The organism is Lysinibacillus sp. GW821-FHT14F06 (assembly GCF_058803665.1).
In genome coordinates this window covers 17,807-29,889 of the sequence record NZ_JBXAPF010000051.1, presented here as the reverse complement: position 1 = coordinate 29,889, position 12,083 = coordinate 17,807, and the positions used below count along the sequence as shown (strand labels likewise).

Sequence of the window (12,083 nt, the reverse complement as noted above, 5' to 3'; positions counted from 1 at the left end):
TTCAAAGCCGGTGAAATTTTACTGATCGTAAAATTTCACCGGCTTTTTAGTTTAGAGAAGGGTTTTGTCCCAGCCTCATCTCACATTGATAGCTTCATATACAAATATTATGGAGATGAGTTAAATAATTACTATAATTCTATTGCTCACGAAATGAGCATTAATGAAGTTTCAACTGCATATAGAAATAATTTATCTGGAAAAAGTAATATTGATTTCGCTAAAGAAGTTATTGATTTTATAAAAATTCAAAAAAACGCATATATTTTTGTTGCGGATTTTACTAATTTCTTTGATACGTTAGACCACAGGTATCTTAAAGAAAAAATCCGCTGTGTTCTGAAAAAGGACACCTTACCTAAGGATTATTATAACGTCTTTAAGAATATAACAAAGTTTAGTTATTTTATTAAAGATACGATAGAAGCAGAATTGAAGACTAAATATACTGAAAGTGAAATTAAGGATAGCTATAAATATTTCACAGAAGAGGAGTTTAGAGCCTTCAAGCATAAAAATATATATAAGAATTCTAAAAGTTATGGAATTCCTCAAGGAGCAGGTATTAGTTCAGTTTGCTCAAACATCTATCTGTTAGATTTTGATGAAAAAATTCAAAAATATACGAATGAACAAAATGGATTATATAGAAGGTATTGTGATGATTTAATTATAGTTATTCCTATTGAGGGAGATATCAAAGACTATGACTATAAGATTCACCAAAAGTTTGTGGAGGATGTAAGAAGGCAGATTCCAAATTTAGAAATTCAACCTGAAAAAACAGGTAATTATTTTTATTCAAATGATAAAATTACTGATTTAGAATTTAAAAGGACAGAATTAGATTATTTGGGATTCAGTTTTAATGGTGAAGAAGTTCGAATTAGAGAAAAAAGCCTATTTAAATATTACACGAGAACATACCGTAAAATAAGGATAGCTAATCGCAAATCAAAAGAATTCGGTCGTAAATCGTATAGGAGAGAGTTGTATAAGAACTACTCACACTTAGGTAAAGATAAGAAAGGGCATGGGAATTTTCTTAGTTATGTCGAAAGAGCACAGAAAATATTTGATGGGGATTCAAAAACCGTGAATCTCATGGAAAAGCAAGTGAAGAATCACTGGAAAAACATTCAATCACGATTAGAAAAGCCAGAGTAATAAAGACAAGCTTGTGTATCTTTAGTAGATATTCGGCTTGTCTTTTTAATAGAATAAAACCTCACTTAGCCACATCATGCCCTTCCTTATCATAAGTAAAGGCAATTTGAAAAAATACCACTTTAAAAAATTTAAATAACTTTTTATTCTTGGTGATTACCGAATAAAATTATTTTTTTAAAATAAAAAGGTTGTGGAGCTGGATATGGTTGATTACAAAAAAGTTAAGGAAGAGATAAAAGGATTTAATGATATAGCAGAATTAATTAGATTTGCTAAACTACATTATAAAAAAATAGCAAGGGTAGATAGAGCTCAAATTTTTAACGAAGTTATACAAGATAGACAAATGGATTTAGAAACATTTAAATTTTCTTTGAGATTATCTGTAGAATTAAGTTATATATTTATTTCATATAATACTAATATTATGAAAGCTTTTAATAAATATAAATTTGATTTAGTTGCAGAAAAAGAAATTTTCATAATGATAATAGATAAAATATTTGAATTGGATTGGTCAAAACGGGTAAGTGATAATGTACTTGAAAGTAATGATTTAAGAAGATATTTAAATTATAAGTATGATTACCCTTCTATCCATGTGTATGAGTATTTTAAGTTATTTCAGTATTTCGAAGAATTATCTGAAGATATATACAGTTTATCGATAAATAAAAATTTTTATAAATTGCTTATCTTAGTAACATCAACAAAAAATCTATATATTAAAAAGAAAATTTTAAAAGGAGCCTTTGGAAACTATAGAAACTTTGAAAGCTTATTTATAGATAGTCATGAAATAGATGAAAAAATGTTGATTGTTGATAGTTTAAGAACTACCTTTAAAGGAAAACTAGGATTAAAGTTTTCTAATGGTTTATATATACCGCGAACATATCATTTATTCGAAAATATTTTAAGAGGAATTCTAGATAATAAAAAATCAAATGACAAGAAAGGTGATATTTTAGAGGCATATTCAAAAGATATTATTAGTAATTTTTTTGAAGAAGTATTTCATACCTCATATGACAAGAAAGGAAATGAACAAGATTTAATTATAACATTTGAAGATACAGTTTTATTCATAGAGTGTAAGTCCCAAAATTTTAAAAATATCTTTATAGAAGGAAAAGATGCAACATCAACAAGAGAAAAGCACTTTAAAGAAGTTATTGTTAAGGCTTGTCAGCAGTGTCAGAGAGGAAAAGAGTATTTAATAAATAGTAATAGTACTATTTATTATAATTCTAATAATAAAAAGGAAAGAAAAGAAGTATTAAAGATTAATACGAGCAAAAATAAAAAAATCTATAAAATTGTTGTAGTACTTGATGAATATTTAGATTTATCGGAATTATCCAATAGATATTTAGCGGAAAATTATAGAGATACATGGGTCGTTAATATTTTTGCATTGCAAAAAATATTGTGGATTTCCACTAGGATTAATGGAATAAATACCTTTTTTGAGTATTTAGAATATAGAACACAAAACTATTTAGCTATAGAATCATTACATTCGGATGAACTAGCACAGTTTGGGTACTAGATTTCCTCTAATCATCATTTTTATCCACCCGTAGATTTAAATGTTAGTATAATTATAGGTAATAGATTTACTTGTTTATTTGATAGTTATGACTCCTATTTTTGGGGGAAATTAGAACAAGAGTTAAGAGTCAAAAATGAATAATTATTTATAGTCAGTATAATTTTTCAAGGTGATTATTATAGTAAAAACCTCACTTAGCCCCATCATGGTGAACCGTATCATAAGTAAGTGTGGTTTTTGAATAAGTCACTAATCATATTGATAATGATATGATTAGTGATTTATTTTGCTTCATAATTAATAGAGAAAGGTAAATTGTTTTCAGCTGTATTGTGAGGGGGCACTAATAATCCTAAATTAAGTTCATTTAAATAGAAAGTCCAGTTTTGCGGAGAATATAAGTTATTACAATTAATAAATAACAATAAAAGCGAGCATCAACCTGTTCAGTTGATGTCTACATCCCACGTAGGCGGTCAATGGCTCTTTTCACTTTGACGGGCTACGTGGGATGTGGAATAATCCATTCGGGATGTTGCCCAAGAAGAAAACTTAATCGAGATGTGTCCAAAAACTTGATGTAGATACACTTTTCCTTTAAGCGATCAAACACACGCTTTCCCGTATGACGCTGCTTTTTTGGCATTTCTAAGTCCGCTATCAGCCAATCCATGATTCATCTTTATATACATCTATCTTTTTTGACACGGTTTTACGCTTCTCTAGTTTCAGATTAAAATCCTGTTGCTCCACGTATTTTTGTACGGTTTTAAAATCATGTCCCGTTTCATTTGCTATTTTCCGTAAGGAATAACCTTTTCCTCATACAAAAATTTGATATGATGAACTTGTATCATTGTAAGCATCCTTTCCATTCCTCCTAATCGACTTTTTTGCCAATAGGTTAGTAGATTTGAAGGGTATGGACAATGATATTTTTTTTCGTTATAAAGGACCCATAACTGCTAGATTTTCCAGTTACATTCTGCTCCTTTTTTATTTTGCACTAAACATTTTATAAAGTGAAATTCCACGTAATTAACAATATATAAATTGACCTGTAGTCATAAATGATGATTGTAAAATAAATATTCTAAAATTTAATCAATAAAATAATAAGATAAATATTGACCGTGAGTCTAAAAAGTATTATAAATAGTTTAGTGGTTATTTCCGAAAAAAGGGTGAAATGTAAGTTGTCTAATACACGTATTCATTTTATGGATTTTTTAAAAGTGTTTCTTTCTTGCACTGTAATCGTCCACCATGCAGGTCAACCTTATGGCGGGTCAAATGGTTTTTGGTATGTACGAGATTTGGGTGTCGATTCTGACTTGGGCGTTTTTTTTGGGATAAACTCTGCCTTTAATATGAGTCTTTATTTTTTTCTTTCTGCTTATTTTATCCCTCTTGCGTATAAACACAAAGGGAATATAGGTTTTTTGAAAGATCGGTTGAAGAGAATTGGTATACCTTTATTGTTTGGATTTATAGTAATAATTCCTTTAATAATGTACTTTTATTATAATGAATTTCGTGGTTACCCTAACCTATCGTTATATGAATACTATAAAAATATATATCTAGGATTTGGTGAAAAACCATTAAATTGGGCAGGACCATCTTGGCCAGACCTAAATTTTGGCCATCTTTGGTTTATTGAACATCTTCTTATTTATTCACTGATATATCTATTATTAATGAATCTTTTTAAAAATATTAATTTACCAAAAATTTTAATTTCCCCAACACATAAACATATTTTTATATTTGTTATTATCGTATCGTTAATCACTTTTTTAGTTCGAACAAGTTATTCGATTGATGAATGGATTGGTGTACTAGGTTTTATCCAAATGGAGTATGCACACTTTCCTCAATATTTAGCATTTGTAGTTTTGGGAATAACAGCTGCTAATAGTAACTGGATTTATCATATCCCTAAAGGTGTTGGTAATTTGTGGTTATTTATAGGGGTTTTATTAATTGCTTTAAATGTCATTGGGTTTGTACCACATTCAAGGGGTGGATGGGATAGTAGTTCACTTATTTATGCAATCTATGAGACCTTTTTATGTACAGGACTTTCAATTGGTTTAATTGAATTATTTCAACGTAAATTAAATAGAAAATCAAAATGGATTGAGACGCTAGCTAAAAATACCTTTTGTGTTTACATTATTCATATTCCGGTTTTAATTGGAATTCAATATATTTTAATTAGTGTACCTGTTTCAGGCTATATAAAATTCGTATTAGCATCACTATTGGGGATTGTCTTTAGCCATTTAATATCGTATTTTATTATTCGAAAATTACCAGTTATTAGTCTACTATTCTCTGGTACAAATCATAGACGTTCTCAAAGTTTAGTCGATAAATTTAATAAGAAGAGTATATATTAGTTCTCTGCTTGTCTCCAATTCTCTCTTTGACAACATTCCTGCGAGTTTTTATAACCCAGGCTATTCTCGCAGGAGTACTTTGGAAATCAACAGGATCTTTATGAAGATATTCCTTTAAAGAAAACATCAAAACTCATCATAAGTTGTGTAATAAGATCATCTTCGCCTCCACCAAGACACCAGTGGGTTAATACACCAATAAACATTTGAATAGTTAAGTCTGCCAGTGTTTCAGGGGATAATTTTTGTGTAAATTCCCCCGTTTCTTGTCCATGCTTAAAAATTGGAATCAATAAAGCACGAAGATTATTCATATTATCTATGTGATCATTTAAATTATTGGCACTTGAGAGAGTTGCCATTAAAGTTGCTCTTCTTAATGACCTTGTATAGTTTAAATTATGTACGATATTAATTAGCGAAGAGAGTAGTTTAGGTACTACTGGACTTGTGATATTCATTAATTTTTCAGCTTCTGAATAGATTGAAATTCTTTCGAAATCCTCTATGACTGCCTCTTTTGTCGGAAAATAATTAAAATAAGTACCCTTAGAAACTCCAGCTAATTTCACAATATCTTCAACCTTTGTCGACTCATATCCGTTTTCCGAAAATAATTTGAAAGCAGCGTTTGTTATAGCTAATTTAGTTTGTCTTTTCTTTTCTTCCCTTCCCAACTTTATTCACTCCATTTCTTACAATAACGTTATTATTAATTCTACTATAAATAAATGTTTAAAAAGTAATTATTGTTTTAATTATACATATTAAGAAAAACAGACAGCTATTATTGATATGCTCCCAATTAGGTAGACAGATGAAATAAAAAAATTCATCTTATCTAATTGGGGGCATTTTTGTATGGCCTTTTATAAACACCCCAAAGAATTAATGTTATCTATTGTTCATTTATATCAAGACACTAGCGTCGCATTAAAATAGCTTAGGTTTTAATTTTAGTCTGAATTTTCTGTAATTATATTTCTCCATAAAAAAATCCTTTATAATGGTTTGGCGGTAGTAACCAATCCAAATCCAACATAAGGGACAAACACATGGATAAGATACCATATAAAACATCATTTAAACAATGGATATGAGCGCAGATGAAATGTCGCAAATGTACAAATCACGGTGGGCAATCGAGCTGTTTTTCAAATAGATGAAACAACATTTGAATATTAAGAAGTTTTATGGACATAGTGAACAAGCTGTCCACAATCAAGTGTATATCGCGATGATTGTGTATTGCTTGAACGTATTTGCGCAGCTAAACACCCAAAGTGAACGAACGTATTTACAAATCAGTCGTTATTTAAAAGCCGCTTTATAGAATCGGCACATAGTTGGCTACGTAAAATTCAAGGAAAGAGAGCGTTCCATAAAGATTTAATCATCGTTGTTGCACAAGTCACAAGATATAGTAAAAAATGGATGATTACTACCTCTGTTTCAGTGTGATCGTTTTTACTCTCCATGGCAAAAAGAAAACGGAAAATTCAGTTAAAATATATGCAACGGTAGTGAAGATTAATGTATAAATAAACCGCACTTAGCCACATTACGGGTAACCGTATCATAAGTAGCGAAGGTTTTTGACTCATTTTTCACATAGTAATAGCTTGTGCCCTTTCTTTTATAAGTTGTTCCGTTGCATATACGAGAAACCAACGTTCACTATTGTGTAAGGCGGTTTATATTTTTCTATGAGTTCCAGATGAAAAAATTTAAAAAGAGTAATTGTAAAATAAGTTTAATTATCTGAAAACACAAAGTGAAAACTCCTAACGTAATTTGTCTCGACAACAATTACAATTGGGAGTTTTCGCTTTTAAACTATAGTAAATTGTAAAATTCCTTAAATGCTTTAAGGTCAATCTCTAGTTGTGATGATGAGCCATATTTAATAATTCACCTTATCAATTCCTGTTTTTTATAAATTTTTCAATTATTTCACAGTTATTTTCAACTTATTTCACATCTGTGCCGTATCATTGGGAATTGAAAGGAGATTGTAAACATTGAAAAAATTATTCGTATTAGGACTTATATTGTTAAGTATCATTTCTGTAGATCTTATAGGTAATAAGCACAAAATGAATGCTGAGGCAGCTGATTCAAGTTTAGAAAAAGATGTACCAGATAATACAAATTGTGCATTTTGTAATATGGTTGTGTACCAAAAGAAAGATAAAATGGGTGTTTTTTCAGCTCAGGCAATTAAAAAGAAAGGTAAGGTGGTTTATTACGATGACATTGGTTGTCTTTTATACGATGAAGTAAAAAATAAAACAACAAATAAAAAATATGTTCGTGATTACAAAACATTGAAGTGGGTTCAAGCTGAAAAGGCAACTTATGTTAAAACATCGCTAGTTTCGCCAATGGACGATGGTTATATATATTTTGCTAAAGCGGCTGCTGCAAAGGATTATGTTGAAAATCATTCAGGTACAAAAATTGTCCCCTTTAAAACTGTTCAAAAAGAGAGTGTTGAGAAATATCAATAGGTATATTTGAAAACACAATAAAATTAGAAAGGGAAATATGGAAAATGAAAAAATATTTACGGTTTGGATTGCTTATATGTGTAATTTTAGTAGCATTTTTAAATGGTAATCAAAATTCAATTGTATTTGCATCCACTACAGATGTTCAAGCTATTAAAAATGGAGAAGTAGTTTATTATAAGAATGTATTTTCGTTGTTGTATGATGAATTAAATGAAGGGGTTACACTCACAAAAGAAGTCCAAGATTATAGTACAAAAAAATGGGTTGCGTTAGATTCAGTAACGATTGTTAAAACGAATACTTCAAAAAATATTTATTTCTCAAAAGAAGCAGATGCAGATAAATATCTTAAAGCTTATAAAGTGAAAAACAACGTAACCTTAAAGAAAGTTAATATAAATACAATTAAGACTAGTGTTAAGGAAAAATATAATAGAGAGGCACCCAGTATTGTATTAAATGCGAGCACAATAGAGCCAACGAATACAGATGTCACAGTGAATGTAGATGTTACAGATAATAAGAAAGTGATCTTGAAAAAATGGGCAATTGGTACAAAGCCAGCAAATAAATTTTCTATTGCAGGCACAACATTTACAGATAACTCATTTACAGTAAGTAAAAATGGTACATACACTGTGTATGCTTTAGACAATAATGGCAATAAAAGAACAAAATCAATTACAATATCAAATATTGATAAAACGGCACCAGCAATAACACTTTCAATACCTGAAAGTGATACAACAGCAGTAAGTAAAAAAATACAAGTTTCAACTACTGATGATACTGGAATTAAAGATCAAAAATGGGCATATGGAAATAAAGATGTAGAATACTTCATTGATAAAGGTTCAAGATTGGCACCTTTACAAAATACGAATCAAAAAGATAAAATCATCGCGCTAAAAAATGGTGTTTATACAGTTTATGCTGAGGATAAAATGGGGAACAAGTCCACAAAAACAATTGCTATTGATGGGATTTCTGAATTTACAGAAGTAACACAAACGGGTGTACACTGTGAAGTGTGTCGTATGGATCTTCATAACACTGACCCAAATAAAGTGTATTCTGCCAAATCGATTGACCAAGAAGGATACACTCATTATTTTTGTAGAATTGGATGTATGTATCATCAAGAACATGCAGATGGTGTTGCATTTACTAATAAATATGTTCGTGATTATAGTGCAACAGCGCCACGCTTAAATAACTGGATTGCAGTTGAAAATGCAGTAACTGTAAAATTTAATAATGATGAAACAGCCAAAGGAATCATGGGCTGGAAACTTTTCCATTTCCAGGAATTATCAAGTGCAGCAAATTACCTAGGTGTGAGCAAAGAAAATGTAGTAGCTGAAAAATTAGATAATATTGTTGAATATGCGAAAACGAATAATAAGGGAATGACTTATCAATACGAGATTGATAAAGTAGCACAGTAATTTTAAATAATAAAAATTGAAACATTCACCATTTAAACTAATAGAAAAGCGAAAACTTTTGTATCGTAATTGTTGTTGAAACAAAACACGGTAGGAGTTTTCGCTTTATTATTTAAAAAAATTTACAATCAATAGTATTGAGCGAATGATCTATGAAAAAATTCATCCGATCATGATGAACTTCCATCAAGCCTTTACACAAGCAATGTCAAGGGAACAGAGAAAAAGATTATTGCATTTATTGATTTTCAAATCACTATTGATGATAATCGGTAAATTGAAAGCCTCCAAATCAAGCTAAATGTCACCAGGAATTGGCTCTTATATCCCAGATGGAAGGCATAGAATATATTCGCTAACATGAAAACTTCCGAATGAGATACGAAGATAATTAATGCATCAAGAATAATATTTTCACCAGTTTTTGCTGTATCCAAGCGTTACTTACGCAGAGTAAACCACCAGTTATGAAATGCCTCTCAGTTGTTGTCTAATTGAGGGGCATTTTATTATGCTAGTGATTCGGATTTATCTACATTGACAATGATAATCATTATCGATAATGTGGAAATAGGCGAGTGTTCTTATGCAACCTTTCCGCATTTGAGCCTCAGATTTTTGATTAATTAATGATTATTGAAATGAGGTATGCAATGTGAAAGTTGACGTTAATCAGTTAGCAGAGCATTTAGCTCACACTCCTTTTCAAGTAGAAGGAGTATATAGATATTCTAAAAGTTCAGGTGTGCCCTACGCAGACTATACAGATTCTTTTCCTGGGTTTGTGTTTCCACTTACAGGGAAGATACAATTTCAATTTAATGGCACACCTTATATATTTTCGCCAGGAAAAGTTGTGCATGGGGGTGCAAATATGAAACTAGACCAAGAAAATTTCAGTAATATCAATTGGGAATATATTCTTGTTCAATACAGGATATGCAATTCTGAACTAGAAGAGTCAAGCTTTTCTCATCAGCATTTTGAATTATCAACAGGACAATCACCTCGTCTTAGCGAATTAATTATGCGTCTTTGGCATGTGTATAATCAGCGTAGTGGCATTTCGATGTTTCAGACCGAAATGCTTTTTCGTGATGTATTAAATGAAGCTTTATTATGTGTTGCTAATAGGCAAAATAGCTGTGAATCACATGCTTTATTTGAACGGGTATCTAATTATATTCATGAATATTATTATCAAAGCCTTACAATAACATCACTTGTAGAACAAAATAATGTTAATCGAAATCGACTTTCTTATGTTTTTAGAAGACATGCAGGGATGGGACCCGCAGAATATTTATTAAAATATCGTTTAAACATGGCGCAAGAAATGCTATTTACAAGTGATGCGCCAGTACAAGAAATTGCGCAAACTGTTGGAATTGCTGACCCCTTTTATTTTAGTAGAGTGTTCAAGAAACAATTTGGTATTTCTCCTACTGAATATCGAGAGAAGTTCATCAATAATCCATGCTAATTTCAACAGGCATCCATTCAATTCTAAAATTACCTTTACTATACTAATGTCATACCAAAGAAAACACTATGGTGGAGGAATTTTGTATGCTAAAAATTAAAGGTTTGCTAATCTCAATGCTATTATTAGCAGGCATACTAGCAGGTTGTAATGAAACGCCTGCAAAAAATGAAGGATCAACTACATCAGCAGTTAATGTAGATGCCACTGATTGGCCAAGAACATTTAAGGATGCCCTAGGTAAAGAAATTGTTATCGAGAAAAAACCAGAAAAAATGGTTTCACTATGGTATTTTTACCCTGAAATATTAGTTGCATTAGGTGAGCCACCTGCTGCCACTACTGATAAAGAATATCTATCTTCTTTATCTTATTTAAAAGGAAAAATAGATTCAACAGAAGAACTAGGAGATAAATTGTCTCCTAGTATTGAAAAAATTCTATCTACGGATCCTGATTATATATTAGCAACAGAGCATCATGAAAAATTGTATGATTCACTAGAAAAAGTGGCACCAGTCATTACATTAAAATACAAGGACATCTATGAAAATTGGCAATATGGACTACGTACAGTAGCCGAAATTATTGGAAAAGAAGACGAAGCGGAAAAAGTAATTGATAGAATGATGAAAGAAATTTCATCTGGGCGTGAAGCATTAAAGTCGATTCAAGGAGAATCAGTAGCACTTATATTGTCTTGGGATGGGAAAACTTTTAATGTCCTAGGAGAAGAAAATCCTGTTTATACACTTGCATTTGATAAAGAAATGGGACTGGGGCTTACATCTGATGATACATTTAAAGGCACTAATAATGAATTTACTTCGTTTGAAGGAATTTCAACTGTTCAAGCAGATCATATTTTCCTTATAGGTGACATTACAAAGAAGGAAAAATTAATGAATGACTTAAAACAAAGTAATGTATGGAATAATCTGAATGCCGTAAAGAAAGGTAATATCTATTTAATGGATACTTCCGCTATTACTGGTGGCCCATTGGCTATTGAATATGCTTTGCAAAATATAACAAATGCCTTAAATAAGTTCTAAAAGTCGAAAAGAATGCCATTGAAAAAGCAGCATCAAAAAGAAGGAGAGATGAGTATGCATTATCAAGCTATTAATCTGAATGAGGAGCTATCTCAAATCAACGAGCTCTGGTCACCGAAAGTCGTTGGTGAAATAAATGATTCTCTATTTAAGTTGATTAAGATTGATGGGGATTTTATCTGGCACAATCATGAAGGCGCAGATAAGGTATTCATTGTAATCGAAGGAGAAATGTTCATTGATTTTCGTGATGGTCAGGTGAAAATCTCCAAGGGAGAGATGTTTATTGTCCCAGGAGGGGTCGATCAAAAGCCTTTCGCCGAAAAGGAATGCCATGTTATGTTGGTGGAGCCTAAAGGCGTAGTAATCACTGACGATACTGAGTCTAAATAAACAGCAGCAGATGTTGGGAGTTAGTATTAGTGCTAGTACGAAGTCAATTTATATGAAAATA

Annotated in this window: 9 protein-coding genes and 1 pseudogene; 9 read left to right on the top strand and 1 reads right to left on the bottom strand. The window is 30.9% G+C overall.

The genetic code is table 11. From position 1 onward, the window contains the following. From AC1RNS_RS25400 to AC1RNS_RS25390, 3 genes are all read left to right on the top strand, one after another. On the top strand, positions 1–1,167 hold a 1,167-nt coding region (locus AC1RNS_RS25400; protein ID WP_492996616.1), incomplete at its 5' end, for a reverse transcriptase domain-containing protein. Positions 1,168–1,372: 205 nt separating this feature from the next. Further along, positions 1,373–2,722: a hypothetical protein gene (locus AC1RNS_RS25395; RefSeq protein ID WP_492996615.1), complete on the top strand. Its 1,350-nt coding sequence runs from the start codon at positions 1,373–1,375 to the stop codon at positions 2,720–2,722. A gap of 1,199 nt (positions 2,723–3,921) precedes the next feature. Continuing rightward, positions 3,922–5,130: an acyltransferase family protein gene (locus tag AC1RNS_RS25390; RefSeq protein ID WP_492996614.1), complete on the top strand. Its 1,209-nt coding sequence runs from the start codon at positions 3,922–3,924 to the stop codon at positions 5,128–5,130. 98 nt (positions 5,131–5,228) lie between these two features. On the opposite strand, the gene AC1RNS_RS25385 is transcribed toward AC1RNS_RS25390, so the two are convergent. Beyond that, positions 5,229–5,807 carry a TetR/AcrR family transcriptional regulator gene (locus AC1RNS_RS25385; protein WP_492996613.1) on the bottom strand — a complete coding sequence of 193 codons (579 nt, stop codon included), beginning with the start codon at positions 5,805–5,807 and terminating at the stop codon, positions 5,229–5,231. Positions 5,808–6,253: 446 nt separating this feature from the next. Between AC1RNS_RS25385 and AC1RNS_RS25380 the strand changes: the two are divergent. The 6 genes and pseudogenes from AC1RNS_RS25380 to AC1RNS_RS25355 all read left to right on the top strand — a co-directional run. Continuing rightward, positions 6,254–6,591, top strand: a pseudogene (locus tag AC1RNS_RS25380) (transposase); the annotation flags it as partial. 560 nt (positions 6,592–7,151) lie between these two features. Further along, complete coding sequence (locus AC1RNS_RS25375; protein WP_492996612.1) at positions 7,152–7,640, top strand: nitrous oxide reductase accessory protein NosL; 489 nt, start codon at positions 7,152–7,154, stop codon at positions 7,638–7,640. A gap of 44 nt (positions 7,641–7,684) precedes the next feature. Next, positions 7,685–9,091, top strand: coding sequence for a nitrous oxide reductase accessory protein NosL (locus AC1RNS_RS25370; RefSeq protein ID WP_492996611.1), 1,407 nt, complete (start codon positions 7,685–7,687; stop codon positions 9,089–9,091). Positions 9,092–9,746: 655 nt separating this feature from the next. Then, positions 9,747–10,574, top strand: coding sequence for a helix-turn-helix transcriptional regulator (locus AC1RNS_RS25365; RefSeq protein ID WP_492996610.1), 828 nt, complete (start codon positions 9,747–9,749; stop codon positions 10,572–10,574). An 86-nt stretch (positions 10,575–10,660) separates the two neighbouring features. After that, on the top strand, positions 10,661–11,629 hold the full coding sequence (locus AC1RNS_RS25360; RefSeq protein ID WP_492996609.1) for an iron-siderophore ABC transporter substrate-binding protein: 969 nt from the start codon (positions 10,661–10,663) through the stop codon (positions 11,627–11,629). A 54-nt stretch (positions 11,630–11,683) separates the two neighbouring features. Then, positions 11,684–12,022: a cupin domain-containing protein gene (locus AC1RNS_RS25355; protein WP_492996608.1), complete on the top strand. Its 339-nt coding sequence runs from the start codon at positions 11,684–11,686 to the stop codon at positions 12,020–12,022. Positions 12,023–12,083: the final 61 nt, after the last annotated feature.

Bases quoted from the DNA above. Each gene is read 5' to 3' on its own strand.
- AC1RNS_RS25370 (WP_492996611.1), top strand. From the start codon at position 7,685: ATGAAAAAATATTTACGGTTTGGATTGCTTATATGTGTAATTTTAGTA.
- AC1RNS_RS25395 (WP_492996615.1), top strand. From the start codon at position 1,373: ATGGTTGATTACAAAAAAGTTAAGGAAGAGATAAAAGGATTTAATGAT.
- AC1RNS_RS25360 (WP_492996609.1), top strand. From the start codon at position 10,661: ATGCTAAAAATTAAAGGTTTGCTAATCTCAATGCTATTATTAGCAGGC.
- AC1RNS_RS25355 (WP_492996608.1), top strand. From the start codon at position 11,684: ATGCATTATCAAGCTATTAATCTGAATGAGGAGCTATCTCAAATCAAC.